This window comes from Bradyrhizobium sp. LB11.1, from assembly GCF_040549385.1.
Lineage (GTDB): Bacteria > Pseudomonadota > Alphaproteobacteria > Rhizobiales > Xanthobacteraceae > Bradyrhizobium.
Genome location: NZ_JBEPTH010000001.1, coordinates 436,827 through 452,761 on the forward strand (window position 1 = coordinate 436,827; position 15,935 = coordinate 452,761).

Sequence of the window (15,935 nt, forward strand, 5' to 3'; positions counted from 1 at the left end):
ATGTGTCGTTACGGCGCCTTGGCCCTCTGGTTGAACGCATTCAGCACAGCGACCGTCATCGCGATGATGCCGGTCTGAATGGTCGGCTTCGGCACCGATGCAAACAGCGCGGAATGGTTGCCGGCAAGCGGCGTTCCGCTCTTGATGGCTGCCGTCCGCGCATCCAAATCATACACGCCGATATTGAACATCATCAATGGCACGCCGGATCCGCCGAACTCGGAATGCGACTTCCGACGCACGCAATGCTAATGAATCATCAGTCCGAGCGCGATCGAATGCTCTGCACCGTTTTCTAGGCAATTGACTTTAGCCACTGACGGCATGGCCCCTCGATATCGAACACATGACGGTGAACGCAAACGACGCGTCGTTTCACGTTGTCCGCGTCACGTTCAAGAACCATCGGAACTCAACCGGAGCATTCGACCATGACAGACCCACTTCAACCGACCAGCTCTGGAGCCGGACTAACGCTCAACCAACGCACTTTCAGCTCGCCTCGTCAGACGACGCACTACATCGCCTGCGGGCCGGCCGACGGACCGTTGATGATCTTCGTCCATGGCTGGCCGTGCATCAGTCTGATGTGGCGCGCTCAGATGGACGCGTTCGCCGCCGACGGTTGGCAATGCGTCGCTCCCGATCTGCGCGGTTACGGCGGCTCTTCCACGCCTGCAGCCAACGACGCCTACGCCATCGAGGAAGTCGTGACAGACATGGCGGAACTCCATGACCGCCTTGGCGGCAAGCCTGCGATCTGGGTTGGCCACGACTGGGGTTGTGTTGTGGTCGGTGAGTTGGTCGCGCATGAGCCGAAGCGCAGCCGTGGCGTCGTGCTGACCTCGCTGGCGTATCAACCCGACGGGCACGCCCTGCGCACAATCGTCCCGCTGGTCGACCGAACGATTTATCCCGCTGACAAGTATCCGGATGGCCAATGGGACTACTACCGCTACTACACAACGCATTTCAAGGCGGCGGTCGCCGACCTCGATGCGGACCTGGCAGCATCGCTGGCGTCGATCTTTCGGCCAGGCAACCCCGCCGGCATCGACAAGGTTTCGCCGAATGCGATGGTTACGCGCAACGGAGGGCGGTTTGGCGCCGCGCACCGCGCACCGCCGACTGAACCTGATCCGGCTCTCTGGCCGCCGGCGGACTTCGACATGCTGGTGCAGTCGTTCAGGGCTCACGGCTTCCGTCCATCCTGCGCGTGGTACCTGAACGATGACGCCAACATCGCCTACGCTCGCAAGGCCCCCAGTGGCGGCCGCCTGTCGCAGCCAGTGCTGTTCGTCAACGGCGACTTTGATCAGATCTGCAGCATCACCGGAAATCGCCAAGGTGACCCCATGCGCGCGGCCTACCCAGACCTTACCGTGACGAGCCTGCCCGCCGGGCATTGGCTGCCGCTGGAACGCAAGGCAGAACACATCGACGCTATCCGCACCTGGCTCCAGAGCAAAAAGCTTTGATAGCCGCGGTGGGAAAGTGAAGTCCCTCATGCGGAGCGGTTGCGCCTACGCCGGCTCAGCCACTTCGCCGCGTGTAACCGACGTATTGCATCGCGTGGTGACAAAAGCAGGACGAGCATAATGGTGGCCACGCATATGCCGTTCCCATCGGTCGGCCATGTCGCGGTCGCCAGCGATGCCTTTCCGCTGGGTGCCGGAGGCACACATTCCGATTTGTCTAGGCCGCTTCCTTTTCAGCGTGAGCCAAATCGAAGCCGACCGTTGGAAAGTGAAGATTCACTTTGCCGACCGAAGGATCGTCGTGCCGGATCACAATCTCATCGGCTGTCCATGCGAGAAGGGTTCCATGGACGGGATTGCCATAATCGTCGGGTGTCACGCTGACCCAGTCGCCACGCCGAATTCCAACGCTGTGTGCTTCCGATGACCCGCCACCGGGTTCGCCCGGCTGATTGACCCGAGCAACCTCGATCGCCTCATCAGGCGTCATTTCAGTGTGTTTGCCGTGCCCAAGGGCCGCGACTCGCGCGTACCAGGCATCAACCACTTCCGCGAAAGCGATGAGGTCCACAATCTCCGGCCCGCCATTTTGCCGTGCAAACCAGATCGGGTGATAGGCCGACAGGTCGGCCGCGGAGGGGTTCTGTCCCAGGACGAAGTTGCGGCCGTCAGAGAGAACTTCGCTGAGCCAGGTGAGATGCGCTTTGAGCCGCTGCAGGTAGAGTGCGCGCCTCGGAAGCAAGACCTGTGGGTCCAGATTGACGCGGAAAAGAGGCCGGCGCTCCTCGACGAGTTCCTGGGGGATTTTTCCGTCCATGTTGCCAATCGTCAGACAGACGGCGTTCATGAAGGAGCCTTTCTCGATCCACCACCCGAAGGCCTTGGCGAGTCCCTCCTTTCCTTTGGGATAAAGCGCGCCCGAGCCGCCCAGCGTCTCGATGACACGGAGAATGAGAAGCGTATCGCAATAGAACTCTGCCCCGATCTGGAGGATCGGCGTGCGCCGGTAACCGCCCGTCATCGGCGTGAGTTTGGGACGCGGTGTCCAGACCGGGATCTCGACCGAGCGCCAGCTCTGGCCCTTCAGGCCGAGAGCCAGCCGAATCTTCTCCGAGTAAGGCGAAAGCTGGTAGTGATGCAGAATGATCTCCGACATGCGTTCTCTCCTGGATTTCACCTGATGGGCCTACTTCTGGGGTGCGGGTAGCTCCACGCCGAGAAACTCGAATGCAGAGTCGCCATTGGTCCAGCCGTGTGGGGTATTGGGCTGGAAAACGATCACATCGTCCGGCTTGTAGGTGATCTCGCCGATCTGCGCTCCGCCGGTGTCGTTCAAGGACAGCTTTCCGCTACCGCCAATGACGTAGAGAATGTAAGGCAGAGGCCCTTCGTGAACGGCGATCGAGCCTTTGGCGTCTACGTGTCCGCGCATCACATGGGTATTTGCGCCCGGCAGCTCGTAAAGCTTTGCATAGTTGAAGCCCTGGTTCGGCTTGCCGTCGGGCATGGCCGGCACAGCCGCGAGTGCCGCGGCTTCCTTCTTCACCGCGACTGCCTTTTTTCCTTGTCCGTTCTCGATGACATAGATTTCACCGGCGCACGCTGGAACGGTGGTGGCGACCGCAATCAGTAACGCCGCAGCACAAACTGAACCACGCATCTCTTCCTCCCGATTGATCTGTTCTGGATTCAAGTCGCAAATCGAACGCTGCCCTGGGTCGCTGCCAGGCAGCGACCCGCCGGTCGTGTGTAATGGGCTTCGGTTCAGCCGCCGGTTCGTGCATCCAGGAAGAGTTGCGTGAACGGCTTTGCCAGAACTGGGTCGAGCTTTGGTACGATCGCCTTGATATCGGGCGTGACCATATGAGCGTCGAGCGCCGCTTTGTCCTTCCAGCGTTCGAAAGTCAGGAAGCGGCCTGGCTCGCCGATGACCTCCATCAACGTATAGGTCAGACAACCAGGCTCTTTCGCCGCCACTTCGGCGAAAGGAACCATGAGCGCGCGGAGCTCGTCCGCCTTGTCCTTCTTCGATACGATTTCCGCGATCACAAAGTAGCCGCTCTGTCCGGCGGCCTCCGCCGATGAAGCGGAGAGAACGGCAGCCGCCATGCCGCCGATGGCGGCGGCTCCCACGAACGCACGGCGATCCATGTCCAACATGGCTATTCCTCCCCTCTGTTTTGTTTTCATTTGCAAATCCGGCAGCCGAATGCTCGGCGGCCAGATCTTCCTCATTTCATGAGGTACCAATAGTTTGAACACAAAATATTAAGAGTCAAATAAACGGCATCATATACATTGTTACAGCAGAAAATTGCGGTCGAGCAGCTTGGCTCGAGCGACGGCTAACGCTAGGATTTGGCTCAAGGAATGATTTGTTCTGCAGACGGTCGAGCGAGAATGAAGACACAGACATTGAACACGCGACGCGCTCCTGGGAATCGAGCCAGCCAGCAATCCATCGCACCGGTCGAGATGCCCGGGCTCGATAATCATCTTTGCTTTGCGCTCTATTCCGCAAGCAACCACATGACGCGCCTGTTCGTACCGTTCCTCAAGAAGCTCGGCGTCACCTATCCGCAATATCTGGTTCTGGTCGTGCTCTGGGAACGCGGGGCGGGGGGCGTCGGAGACTTGGCCTCGGCGCTGCAAATGGATCTCGGCTCGCTCTCGCCGATGCTCAAACGTCTCGAGGCCAAGGGACTGGTGACACGACGACGGCAGCCAGACGATGAGCGGCGGGTACTTGTCGACTTGACTCCAAAGGGAGTGTCGCTACGCCAGAGAACCGAACAAATGCTCGGCGAGTTCTACTGCTTCCTGAATATGCCTTTGGATGAGCTTTTCGACCTGAAGGATCGCTTACGTCACTTCGTCAGCTCGTCGGGACCAAAGGAGGAGAAGGCGACGTCTGTTAAGATATCGGAGTCAGCGTAGCCTGGCAGCGCTTCGGGTCTCTTGCGGAACCGAACGAAAAACCCCTTGCCCATCAAGGGGCCTTCTACTGTGCATGGGGTTGTTTTCGGCCTTTGGCTTCGAGCCATGAAGAAAAAGAAGGCGAAAGCTCACTCCGCTTGCAAAATCTCCGCGATCGCAGCGCCCGCCGCGATGGTGCCGAGCTTGCCGCCGACATCGCGCGTCGCCCTGCCCGCGCCGATCGCCGTCGCCACCGCCGCCTCGATCGCACGCGCGGCCTCCTCGTAACGGACCGCGCCGCTCCTTTCGCCGTGCCAGCCGAGCAGCAGCGCGGTCGACAGGATCAGCGAGACCGGGTTGGCGACGTCCTGCCCTGCGATGTCGGGCGCCGAGCCGTGCGCGGCCTGCGCCATCGCGTAGCTGTCGCCGACATTCAGCGAGCCGCCGAGGCCGAGGCTGCCCGAGAGCTCCGCGGTGAGATCGGACAGGATGTCGCCGAACATGTTGGTGGCGACGATGACGTCGAAGCGGTCGGGGTTGCGCACCACGTGCGCCATCATGGCGTCGACCAGGATGTCGTCGACCGCGAGGCCGGGATAGGCCTTCGCCGCCGCCCGGCAGATGTCGAGAAACATGCCGTCGCCGATCTTGAGCACATTGGCCTTGTGCACGATGGTCAGATGCTTTCGCCGCTTCATCGCCAGACGACAGGCGGCATGCGCGATGCGCTCACAGCAGAGCCGCGTGATCCGCCGCAGCGAGATCACGACGTCGGGCGTGACCAGCATCTCCCACTGCCCTGCTCCATGTTGCGGTCGGCATAAAGCCCTTCGGTGTTCTCGCGGACCACGACGAGATCGAAATCGCCGAGGCGACCGGGCCGCCCGGCATAGGTGCGCGCGGGCCTGATGTTGGCGTAGAGGTCGAGGCTCTTGCGGAAGTGGCGCGACGGATTGATCTCGCCACGCGCCTCGTCCTTGAAGTCGAAGGTCGCGGTCGGCCCCAGGATCAGTCCATCGGCCGCGCGGACGGTGTCGAGCAGCTCGGGGCGCACCGTGGTGCCGAACTGTTTCAGGCTCGCATGCCCGACCGCATGCTCCTCCAGCCGCAAATTGAGCTGGAAGCGCTCGGACGCCGCGCGCAGCACGCCCGTTGTGGCGGCCGTGATCTCCGGTCCGATGCCGTCTCCCGGCAGAGCGACGATTTGCATAGTGATCCCCTGTCAGAGCGGCAGTTGGCGCGATCATACGCCAGCGCGCGCGCTCATCGCCTGACCTTCGCGCATACAATGCATGCAAGCATATGCCTGTGGAAGCAGGCCCGGCCGTAGTACATGCGGAACACCATTTGAGCCAGGCTGTCGGAGAACGCGCAAGGCAATGACAATCACATTACCTGCCGCCGCGCGTGAGCCCGATCGTCCCATTGCCGATGGCCTGCCGGCCGAGCAGCGCCGCTGGGCGATTGCCGCGATCTTCACGGCGCTGGCGATGGCCTCGCTCGACACCGCGATCGCCAACATCGCGCTGCCCGCCATTGCCGCCGATCTGCATGTCAGCCCGGAACAGTCGGTCTGGGTGGTCAATGTCTACCAGATCGCGCTGGTGGCGACGCTGCTGCCGCTCGGCGCGCTCGGCGAGATCGTCGGACACCAGCGCATCTATCTCGGCGGCCTCGTGCTGTTCACCATCGCCTCGCTGTTCTGCGCGGTCGCCTGGTCGCTGGACAGTTTGCTGGTCGCGCGCACGCTGCAAGGCCTCGGCGCCAGCGGCATCATGAGCGTCAACACCGCACTGGTGCGCTTCGTCTATCCCGGCCGGATGCAGGGCCGCGGCTTCGGCCACAATGCGCTCGTGGTCGCAACTGCCTTCACCTTCGGGCCGTCGATCGCCTCCGCCATTCTCGCGGTCGGCCCGTGGCCATGGCTGTTCGCGGTGAATATTCCGTTCGGCCTCGTCGCAACCGGCATCGGCTTTGCAATGCTGCCGAAGACGCCGCGCGCCGACCACGGTTTTGATTTTATCGGTGCGGCTCTCGCCTCCGCCTGCCTCGGGCTGTTCATCACGGGCATCGGCAGCGCCGCGCATAATCTGTCGCCGGTCATCGTGGCGGTCGAGCTGGTCACGGCGCTCGCACTCGGCTTCATCCTGACGCGCCGTCACGCCGACCATCCCGCGCCGATGCTGCCGATCGATCTGTTCAGCCGGCCGATGTTCGCGCTGTCGGCGGCGACCGCGGTCTGCTCCTTCGCGGTGCAGGGCCTCGCCTTCGTCTCGCTGCCGTTCTATTTCGAGGACGTGCTCGGCCGCTCGCAGGTCGAGACCGGTTTCTTCATGACGCCGTGGCCGCTGGTGGTCGGCATCATGGCGCCGATTGCCGGCCGCCTCTCCGATCGCCATCCGGTCGGCCTCCTGGGCGGCATCGGCCTTATCCTGCTCGGCCTCGGCATGGCGCTGCTCGCACTGCTTCCAGCGAGCCCGAGCATTCCTGATATCGTCTGGCGGATCATGATCTGCGGCATGGGGTTCGGCTTCTTCCAGGCGCCGAACATGAAGGCGATCATGGGAAGCGCGCCACCACACCGCGGCGGCAGCGCCTCGGGCATCGTCGCCACCGCGCGCCTGACCGGACAGACCACCGGTGCAGCACTTGCCGCGGCGTGCTTTGCGCTCGCCGGTCACAACGGCGCCACCGTCGCGCTGGCGCTAGGTGCCGGCTTTGCCGCGCTCGGCAGTGTGATGAGCTTCTTGCGACTGGCGGTGAAGTAGACACCAGCCTGCTCGTCACCGTTCAGCCGGCCGGCTTGTCCGGGACTTTCGATGCGATGGGCCGGCTCACAATTGTCGCCGCATCGAGCGGGGCGCATTTGATCTTCCGTTGCAGCCTTTCCCCATCCGGCCAACCCGCGGGCTTGAGCGGAGGCGCAAACGTGTCTCCTTCCGGCTCCAGGATGATCGGCTCCGACTTCAGGCAGAAATCGGGAAATGCGATAGCGTGTCTGCCGCTCGGCGAGAATCGTCCGACCAGCATCTGGGATGCCCGCATCCTGGCGGCCGGCGATGAGCGCATTGAGCGGGTGGGATCGAACGGACGATAGCACTCCCACTCCGTGCGGTTCGGTGCGAAGTCGTAGACAATCTCGCAAGTCGCTCCAGCCGATTTCACGAATGGCGCATCCGAAGCCGCCGCGACATCGCGCTCGAAAACCAGCGCCTGCAATGTCAGCGCGTCGGTCGTCGCGCTGGATATCTCGCCCTTTTCGTTTGCCAGTTTCGCGCGCGAGAACATCAGCTTGGTCTTGGGTTGAGCATCCCTGGTTTCCAACACCAGCATGGGCCTCTCGGCCCACGAGCGATCGAGGTCCAAGTCAGCGCCACCCATGGTCAGCCGCACATTGCCGACGGCGGGATTGTCCTTGGCGAAGTCGATCATACGAAGGTATACGCTCGACTGCGATGCCTCGAGGCTCAGGAAGCGAAGGTCGTCCACTTTGCGCGTGATCGGCATCATCGGATCGAAGCGATCGTCGATGTCAAAGCGGACAAACTTCTTCAGCTCGGCCCGGACTGCGTCTGTGGCGGCGAGCGGCGGCTTGACATCGATCACGAGCAAGGCGCCGCGGGGCGAATAGGCGTCACCGAACACACGTTGCCGGATCGCCGTCAGCGCCGAGTCCGTCCGCTGCTCGACATCGCGTGCGAAAATGAGCTGCTGCCCGGGACGAACCACCGCAAAGTCCTGGAATGCACCTAATGCCGCTCCCTTCTTGACGCGTTCGTCGGAGAATGTGGTGCACTTGGACTGATCGTCGTCCTTCTCCAACCTGTCGACGTCCCTGGATGCAGAACGTGCACAGAAGCTAAGATCGCTATCGCCCGTCACCTGGGGGCTGATGGCCGTCGCGTAGATCGGATCCAAAGCTCCGGGGATCTCCATCGGAAGCGGAGAGGTCGCAAACATGTCGATCTCCACCATGGTCAGAGACGACTTCGCATCGACCGTCGAGCAGAGGTCCAGCTTCGGCAGGGTATTGGTGAGCAATCGCGCCGCGTCCGCCAGCACGATACAGGTTATGGTGTTCTGCGGATTGTTCCGGCTCATCCAGATCAGATGGTTCTAGCCTTGCGCATCGACGAGCAGATGCGGTGCCGCGTGACGGCGGCGCGGCGGCAGCCAGACCGGCGCCGTCTCCGACAGTTTCGGATCGCGCTCGAGCAGCACCTCCGGCAGCCAGAGGACACCAAGCGAACGCAGTTCGGCGCTGACCTCACCCGGATTACGTGTGAACCCGATCGCACCCTTGTCTGTGCATGTGATGCACGTGACAGCGATGTTGGATCGGACGTTCTCGAACGCCAGGATGACCTGATCCGGCTCGCTGCCGTACTTGGCGGGGACAACCGTCTTGAACGGATGGTCCACCACCCGGCTGACGAGAAATCCGTTCGAACGTGACGGGTCTGGATCGAACTCGAAATAACTCGACCGGCCCCAGTCGCGAAAGGCGTTGTATCCTCCGAAGCTCACCCCCGCGAGGACCATCTTCGAGTCGGTCTGACAGCGATCGGCCCTGCTGCCCTTGTCGTCGTTCCGAATGTAGAGGCACAGTCGAAAGGCTGCGTTTTGCAGGATCCGATCACAATCATTCTGGTTATAGCCGTATGTTGCGAGACCATGGCGATAGCAGACATCGTGAAACACGCATGCCTGCCTGAAGCGTTGCAAGACGAGATGGCGCCTGCCTTTCGAATCGCTGCTGCCGTCGAACAGGATGTTGGCCCATGCCGGAAGGCTGCAGTTCAATCCCTCGCCGCTGCCACCGAGGGTGCTGACGATATCCGGTCCCGATTGAAAGGCGGTGACGGTGGCGGGCATTTCCCCATCGGTCAGATCGTCGACGTTCTTGTAGACGGAGTCGGCGACAAACGAAGGCAGATACGTGAGTGTCAACGCGATCGCGGCAATCGCCGCGACAGACCAGCCGATCAGCTTCCTGGACATGCCGCACCTCGCCCGGTGTCATCCGGATCACGGTCAGCTCCAGGTTGTTTCGCTGTCAAGCGACAGGCTCACACTTGCCGCCCAAATTCGACCGCGGCGCCCGTGACCTATCAACTCAACCCAATCCGCCTCCCGGCGAGGGCATCCCCCTTTTCGCTGTCAGGCCAGATTTTGCGCCACTGTCGCGCCGTCAGCGACGACCGGGACCGGCATTTGCTCATCCAGCGCGGCCAGGCGCGCGTCGATGGCATCGATGACCTTGCGCGAGAACGGCCCGAGATGCGCATAGGCCGCGATCATCTGCACGGCGATCCGCGCCGACGAGGTGTCGCGCTTGGCGCAATTCATGAAGGTCTGCCACAGCGGCCCGCGCGCCTCGGGGATCGCGGTGACCACGCGATGCACGGTTTCCATCGCCCCGACCCGCGCACGGATGTCGCCGTCTGCGAGCTCGTGGCGCTGCCGAGAACGGTCGAGCAGCGTCATCAATTTGTCGATACGGCCCGCATAGGCGGCCGGGCTGTAGACGCGCTCCAGCACCGTCTTGTAGTCCATCAGGATGTCGCGCAGCGGGCGCACCGGATCGAAATTGATGCCGCCGGTACACTGGTCGCCCCCCGTCGTCGATGCCAGATCGTGGTCCGCGTGCAACCGGCCCTCTTTCGCGAGCCGCCGCGTCAGCTGCGTGTTCGGCAATGCATAGAGCAGACCGATCATCGCGACCGGAATGGCAGCCTCCTCGATGAAATCGACCATGGCCTCCGCCATCGAGACCTTCTCGTTGTCGAAGCCCACGATGAAGCCGGCGGTGACGAGCATACCGGCGCCGTAGATCTTGTGGATGCTCTCGGCGATGTTGCGTCGCGTGTTCTGCTTCTTCCGCATCGCGACCAGGGTCGCGGGATCCGGGCTCTCGATGCCGACGAAGATGGCGAAGAAATTCGCTGCGCCCATCAGCTCCAGCAGCTCAGGATCGTCGGCGAGATTGACCGAAGCCTCGGTCGACAATTCAAAAGGATAGCCGTGCGCGCGCTGCCATTCGGCGAGCTGCGGCAGGAACTGGCGCAGCGACTTCTTGTTGCCGATGAAATTGTCGTCGACGAAGTCGAGATGGCCGCGGTAGCCCATCTGATAGAGCCGCTCGAGCTCGACAAACATCTGCTCGATCGTCTTGGTCCGCGGCACGCGACCGTAGAGCTCGATGATGTCGCAGAACTCGCAAGTGAACGGGCAGCCGCGCGAATATTGCACACCGAGATAGAGATAGTCCTCGAACTTCAGCAGATCGAACCGCGGCACCGGCGTCGTGGTGACGTCGGCCTGGAATTTCGGCGCCGTGAAAACGCCGGCGCGCGCGCCGCCATCCCAGGCCGCGATGAACTCCTCGATCACGCCCTCGGCCTCGCCGAGGACCTGGAAGTCCGCATTATCGTAGACGTGCGGGCTCGACGTCGGATCGGGCCCACCGACCACCACCGGCTTGCCCGCAGCGCGACACTTGTCGATCAGGCGCAGCGTATCGGCCTGCTGCGGCAACATGCCGCCGGTGAAGACGACATCGGCCCAGGCGAGATCGTCGTCGCCCAAAGCTTGCGTGTTGCAATCGATAAGCCGGACCGTCCAGCTCTCCGGCAACATTGCCGCAACGGTGATCAGGCCGAGGGGAGCGGCCGGCCGCCGGACACCCATCAGCTTGCAGGACTCGCCAAAACTCCAGAAGGACTCGGCGGTGAACAGCGGATAGAGCATCAGCACGTTGCAGGGGTGCGGCACGTTCGCGGAACTCCCAAGACCTCTCACGGAACTCTCAAATGCTTTGGCGCAGTGTAGCAAAGCAGCGTGGTCTTGCACCCCGGCAAAAGGGACAAGCTGTCGCGGAGCCATTGGGCGCCGACGTCGCTTCAGGCCATGCACTGGCGTTCAGGGAGATGGCGCGATCCGGCCCCGGCCGGGCCTTCTCAAAACGCCCACAACACCGCCTGGTCGATAATCTTCCCGCAGCCATCAGAATCTTCGGTAGCTGCCCCTCGGACTATTGATTTGAACAGTTCCAGTTCGCCGGACACATTGCGCCCCTGAGCCCATCGGTGGATGGGCCAATCAGGGGACTTGCGATGGCAAACCTAACAATCAATGGAAAAACCTTCACGCTCGACGTCGAACCGGACACGCCGCTGCTGTGGGCGATCCGCGAGAATGCCGGGCTGACCGGCACCAAATATGGCTGCGGCATTGCACAATGCGGCGCCTGCACCGTTCACATGGACGGTGTCGCCACCCGCTCCTGCGGAATCTCGGTCGCTGAGGCCGAGGGCAAGACAATCACCACGATCGAGGGGCTCGCGTCCGGCAACAGCCTGCACAAAGTGCAGCAGGCCTGGATTGCAAAGGACGTTCCGCAGTGCGGCTATTGCCAGAGCGGGATGATCATGGCCGTGGCCGCGCTCCTGACCGAGAAGCCGAAGCCGACCGATGCCGACATCGACGAGGCCATCACGAATATCTGCCGCTGCGGCACCTTCCAGCAGGTGCGCGAAGCGATCCACACGATCGCAAGCGCCTAAGGAGCCGGCACATGAACAAGCACGTTTCTCCCAAGATGAACCGCCGCGCCTTCGTCATCGGCACGGCCGCTGTCGGCACGGGCCTCGCCATCGGCCTCGACCTGCCCTTCGGCGGCCCCGCCGTGGTCCGCGCAGCCGACGGCTCGCCCGAGGTCAACGCCTGGGTCGTGGTCAGGCCCGACGACACCGTGGTGATCCGCATCGCTCGCTCCGAGATGGGCCAGGGTTCGCTCACCGGCCTCGCCCAGCTCGTCGCCGAAGAACTCGAGTGCGACTGGTCGAAGGTCACGACCGAATATCCAACCCCCGGCCAGAGCGTCGCCCGCAAGCGCGTCTGGGGCGATTTCTCGACCGGCGGCAGCCGCGGCATCCGCAGCTCGCAGGACTATGTCCGCAAGGGCGGCGCCACCGCGCGCGTGATGCTGATCCAGGCCGCCGCCGACGAGTGGAAGGTGCCGGCCTCCGAATGCACCGTCGCCAAGGGCGTCATCACCCATAAGGCATCGGGCAAGACAACGACCTACGGCAAGGTCGCCGAGGCCGCGGCGAAGCTGACGCCGCCAGCCGAGGTCAAACTCAAGGATCCCAAGGACTGGACCATTGCTGGCAAGGGCTTGCTACGGCTCGACACCGCCGACAAGACCACCGGCACGATGGTCTACGGCATCGACATCAAACTGCCGGGCATGCTGAACGCCGCGATCAAGGATTGTCCAGTGTTCGGCGGCAAGGTGAAGAGCTTTGACGAAGCCAAGGTCACGGGCATGAAGGGCGTAAAAAAGGTCGTCAAGGTCGGCGATTCCGCGGTCGCGGTCGTTGCCGATACCTGGTGGCACGCCAAGACGGCGCTGGAAGCTCTGCCGATCGTCTGGGACGAAGGGGACAACGCAAAAGTCTCGAGCGAGACGATTGCGAAGTGGCTGGCCGAGGGCCTAGACGATGCGCAGCCGGCCTATGTCGGCAACAAGAACGGTGACGTGAAGGCGGCAATTGCCGGCGCCGCGAAGAAGGTCGAGGCCGTCTACAACTACCCCTACCAGAACCACGCCACGATGGAGCCGATGAACGCCACCGCGCTCTACACCGCGGACAAATGCGAGGTCTGGTGCGGCACGCAGAATGGCGAGGCGGCTTTCGCGGCAGTGCTGGAGGCTTCGGGCCTGCCGGCGGAGAAGTGCGATGTCCACAAGGTGATGCTTGGCGGCGGCTTCGGCCGGCGGGGCATGACGGACTATGTCCGCCAGGCCGTCGCGATCGCCAAGGAGATGCCGGGCACGCCGATCAAGCTGTTGTGGTCGCGCGAAGAGGACATGACGCACGGCCGGTATCACCCGATCACCCAGTGCAAGATGACCGGCGCGTTCGATGCCAGCAACAATCTGGTCGCGCTGCACTACCGCCTGTCCGGTCAGTCCATCCTGTTCTCGGTGCGTCCTGAAGCCCTGCAGAACGGCATGGATCCGGCGGCATTCCAGGGGGTCGCCCAATCCGGCGAAGCCGCGATCGGCTACTCGGTGCCGAACCTCCTGGTCGAGCATTCGATGCGCAACCCGCACGTTCCGCCCGGCTTCTGGCGCGGCGTGAACGTCAATCACAACGCGATCTACATGGAATGCTTCATGGACGAGCTCGCCCATGCCGCAGGCCAGGACCCGCTCGAATTCCGCCGCAAGCTGATGGGCAATCACCCCAAGCATCTGGCGGTGCTCAATGCCGTGGCCGAGAAGGTCGGCTGGGACAAGCCGGCGCCGCAGGGCGTCTATCGCGGCATCGCGCAGGTCATGGGCTATGGCAGTTATGTTGCCGGCGCTGCCGAAATCTCGGTGACCGACGGCAGCAAGATCAAGGTGCTTCGTATCGTCGCCTCCACCGACCCCGGCTACATCGTCAATCCAGCGCAGGTGGAGCGGCAGATCGCCGGCTCCTTCGTCTATGGCCTCTCGGCGTTGTTCTACGGCGGCTGCACCGTCAAGGACGGCCGTATCGAGCAAACCAACTTCGACACCTTCAACTCGATGCGCATCAACGAGATGCCGAAGGTGGAATCGGTGATGGTGCCGAGCGGCGGGTTCTGGGGCGGTGTCGGCGAGCCGACCATCGGCGTTGCGGCGCCAGCGGTGCTCAACGCCTATTTCGCGGCGACGGGCAAACGCATCCGCTCGGTGCCGCTGCGCGACCAGAACATCACCTTCGCTTAAAGAAATGCCGCGGCGGCCATAACGGCCGCCGCGGCATTCTGCCTGGATGATCCTGATGAACACGCGCCGGGTGACACGGCGAGATGCCGTGTTCGGCATCACCGCGACGGCCGCGACGTTGGCGTGGCCCTCGATCTCGCGCGCGCAATCGACAAGCCGTGTCGTCGTGGTCGGTGGCGGTTTTGGCGGCGCTGCCTGCGCCCGCGCGCTCAAGCGCGCGCAAGGAGACTCGCAAGTCATCCTGATCGAACCCAATGCGGTCTTCACCTGCTGCCCCCTGAGCAACGAGGTGATCGCGGGCCTGCGCGACATCGAAGTGCAGCAGTTTGACTATGACAAACTCGCCGCCGACGGCGTCACCGTGATCGGTCAGACCGTGACTACAATTGAACCGCAACAGCGCAGCGTCCTGACAGCCGATGGCGTCGCGCTACCCTATGATCGCCTCGTGCTCTCACCCGGCATCGATTTTCACTTCGATGCACTACCCGGCTATGACGAGGCCGCATCGGAAAAGATGCCACACGCCTGGAAGGCCGGCGCGCAGACGCTGCTGCTGCGCAGGCAACTGGAGGCGATGGACGATGGTGGCACGGTCGCCATTGCGATCCCCGCCAATCCCTCGCGCTGTCCGCCCGCGCCCTACGAACGCGCCAGCCTGATCGCGCATTACCTGAAGACGAAGAAGCCGCGCTCGAAAGTGTTGGTCCTCGATGCCAAGGATAATTTCTCGCAGCAGCGGCTGTTCGAGAAGGCATGGAAGGAGCTCTACGGCGACATGATCGAGCGCATCGGGCTGTCCCAAGGCGGCCGCGTCACCTCGGTCGATCCCGCGACCCGAACCATCATTACTGAGTTCGGCAACTACACCCCTGATGTCGCCAACGTCATCCCGCCGCAGCGCGCCGGGCACATTGCCGAGATCGCTGGCGCAACCGACGCCACCGGCTGGTGCCCGATCGATCCTGTCACCTTCGAGTCAAAGCTCGTCAAAAACATCCACGTCATCGGCGACGCCTGCCTCGGCGGCGGCATCCCCAAATCGGCATCGGCCGCAAGCGCACAAGGCAAAGCTTGCGCTGCCGCCATCGTCAACCTGCTCGCCGGCCGCGCGCCGGAGGCGCCGCGGCTGACCGGCGTCTGCTACAACACCGTGGCACCCGGTTACGGCTTTTCGCTCGCGGGAAATTACCAACCCAAGGGCGACATCTTTGCCGAGGTCGAAGGCGGCGCGACGAGCCCGGTCGATGCACCGCGCGAACTGCGCGCCCGCGAGGCGGCCGAGGCGGAACGCTGGTTTCAAACCATCACGGCGGACACCTTTGGCTAGATCGAGCATCTACATCGCTGCGCTGTTTGCCGGTCTCGCGCTCGTCTCCAATGCACGCGCAGAAGGGCTTGCGCCCTATAAATTCACCGGCGACGGCATCGCGGATTCGCTGACAGGCGCCCCCGGCGACGCCGCGCGCGGACGCGCTCTGGTGCTGGCACGCACGACGACCTGTATCCTGTGCCATTCCGGTCCGTTCCCGGAAACGCGGTTCCAGGGCGACCTCGCGCCTGATCTCACCGGCGCGGGGAACCGCTGGACAGTGAGCCAGTTGCGGCTTCGGATGGTTGACGCTTCGCGCTTCAACCCGGACACCATCATGCCGTCCTATTACCGCAACGAAGGTCTCGTCCGCGTTGGGCGCAATTTTGCCGGCAAACCGATATTATCGGCTGCGGAGATCGAGGACATCGTGGCCTTTCTTGCAACGCTTCGGGACTAGGACCAT

At 63.0% G+C, this 15,935-nt stretch carries 14 protein-coding genes and 2 pseudogenes; 8 read left to right on the plus strand and 8 right to left on the minus strand.

Going from position 1 to position 15,935, the window contains the following annotated elements:
* Positions 1 to 8: 8 nt before the first annotated feature.
* Positions 9 to 194 carry a hypothetical protein gene (locus ABIA96_RS01915; RefSeq protein ID WP_354135315.1) on the minus strand — a complete coding sequence of 62 codons (186 nt, stop codon included), beginning with the start codon at positions 192 to 194 and terminating at the stop codon, positions 9 to 11.
* A 357-nt stretch (positions 195 to 551) separates the two neighbouring features.
* Between ABIA96_RS01915 and ABIA96_RS01920 the strand changes: the two genes are divergently transcribed.
* Complete coding sequence (locus ABIA96_RS01920) at positions 552 to 1,478, plus strand: alpha/beta fold hydrolase (RefSeq protein WP_502918787.1); 927 nt, start codon at positions 552 to 554, stop codon at positions 1,476 to 1,478.
* A gap of 9 nt (positions 1,479 to 1,487) precedes the next feature.
* A pseudogene (locus ABIA96_RS36610) lies at positions 1,488 to 1,674 on the plus strand (hypothetical protein); the annotation flags it as partial.
* 21 nt (positions 1,675 to 1,695) lie between these two features.
* Here ABIA96_RS36610 and ABIA96_RS01925 read toward each other — a convergent pair.
* From ABIA96_RS01925 to ABIA96_RS01935, 3 genes are all read right to left on the minus strand, one after another.
* Positions 1,696 to 2,634: a glutathione S-transferase family protein gene (locus ABIA96_RS01925; protein ID WP_354135317.1), complete on the minus strand. Its 939-nt coding sequence runs from the start codon at positions 2,632 to 2,634 to the stop codon at positions 1,696 to 1,698.
* Positions 2,635 to 2,664: 30 nt separating this feature from the next.
* Complete coding sequence (locus tag ABIA96_RS01930) at positions 2,665 to 3,171, minus strand: cupin domain-containing protein (RefSeq protein ID WP_354135318.1); 507 nt, start codon at positions 3,169 to 3,171, stop codon at positions 2,665 to 2,667.
* Between the two features lie 71 nt (positions 3,172 to 3,242).
* Entirely contained in the window at positions 3,243 to 3,668 is a 426-nt protein-coding gene (locus tag ABIA96_RS01935) for a putative quinol monooxygenase (protein ID WP_354135319.1), read from the minus strand.
* A 210-nt stretch (positions 3,669 to 3,878) separates the two neighbouring features.
* On the opposite strand from ABIA96_RS01935, the gene ABIA96_RS01940 reads away from it, so the two are divergent.
* The gene (locus ABIA96_RS01940) at positions 3,879 to 4,415 is read left to right on the plus strand and encodes a MarR family winged helix-turn-helix transcriptional regulator (protein WP_354135320.1); all 537 of its coding nucleotides are present in this window, start codon (positions 3,879 to 3,881) and stop codon (positions 4,413 to 4,415) included.
* Positions 4,416 to 4,543: 128 nt separating this feature from the next.
* Here ABIA96_RS01940 and ABIA96_RS01945 read toward each other — a convergent pair.
* Positions 4,544 to 5,604, minus strand: a pseudogene (locus ABIA96_RS01945) (isocitrate/isopropylmalate dehydrogenase family protein).
* A gap of 169 nt (positions 5,605 to 5,773) precedes the next feature.
* Between ABIA96_RS01945 and ABIA96_RS01950 the strand changes: the two are divergent.
* Entirely contained in the window at positions 5,774 to 7,162 is a 1,389-nt protein-coding gene (locus ABIA96_RS01950; RefSeq protein WP_354135321.1) for an MFS transporter, read from the plus strand.
* Positions 7,163 to 7,184: 22 nt separating this feature from the next.
* Here the strand turns inward: ABIA96_RS01950 and ABIA96_RS01955 are convergent, their stop codons facing one another.
* From ABIA96_RS01955 to ABIA96_RS01965, 3 genes are all read right to left on the minus strand, one after another.
* Positions 7,185 to 8,495, minus strand: coding sequence for a hypothetical protein (locus ABIA96_RS01955; protein WP_354135322.1), 1,311 nt, complete (start codon positions 8,493 to 8,495; stop codon positions 7,185 to 7,187).
* Between the two features lie 15 nt (positions 8,496 to 8,510).
* Entirely contained in the window at positions 8,511 to 9,395 is an 885-nt protein-coding gene (locus tag ABIA96_RS01960) for a hypothetical protein (RefSeq protein ID WP_354135323.1), read from the minus strand.
* A 159-nt stretch (positions 9,396 to 9,554) separates the two neighbouring features.
* On the minus strand, positions 9,555 to 11,144 hold the full coding sequence (locus ABIA96_RS01965; protein ID WP_354135706.1) for a B12-binding domain-containing radical SAM protein: 1,590 nt from the start codon (positions 11,142 to 11,144) through the stop codon (positions 9,555 to 9,557).
* A gap of 365 nt (positions 11,145 to 11,509) precedes the next feature.
* Between ABIA96_RS01965 and ABIA96_RS01970 the strand changes: the two genes are divergently transcribed.
* Genes ABIA96_RS01970 through soxX form a run of 4 tightly spaced genes read left to right on the plus strand, consistent with a single transcriptional unit; the run spans position 11,510 to position 15,929 of the window.
* Positions 11,510 to 11,959, plus strand: a complete 450-nt coding sequence (locus ABIA96_RS01970; RefSeq protein WP_354135324.1) for a (2Fe-2S)-binding protein — start codon at positions 11,510 to 11,512, stop codon at positions 11,957 to 11,959.
* A gap of 11 nt (positions 11,960 to 11,970) precedes the next feature.
* Positions 11,971 to 14,157 carry a xanthine dehydrogenase family protein molybdopterin-binding subunit gene (locus ABIA96_RS01975; protein WP_354135325.1) on the plus strand — a complete coding sequence of 729 codons (2,187 nt, stop codon included), beginning with the start codon at positions 11,971 to 11,973 and terminating at the stop codon, positions 14,155 to 14,157.
* A 46-nt stretch (positions 14,158 to 14,203) separates the two neighbouring features.
* The gene (locus tag ABIA96_RS01980; RefSeq protein ID WP_354135326.1) at positions 14,204 to 15,487 is read left to right on the plus strand and encodes an FCSD flavin-binding domain-containing protein; all 1,284 of its coding nucleotides are present in this window, start codon (positions 14,204 to 14,206) and stop codon (positions 15,485 to 15,487) included.
* Entirely contained in the window at positions 15,480 to 15,929 is a 450-nt protein-coding gene (gene soxX, locus ABIA96_RS01985) for a sulfur oxidation c-type cytochrome SoxX (protein ID WP_354135327.1), read from the plus strand. Before ABIA96_RS01980 ends, soxX begins: the two co-directional genes overlap by 8 nt.
* The last annotated feature ends 6 nt before the right edge of the window (positions 15,930 to 15,935 follow it).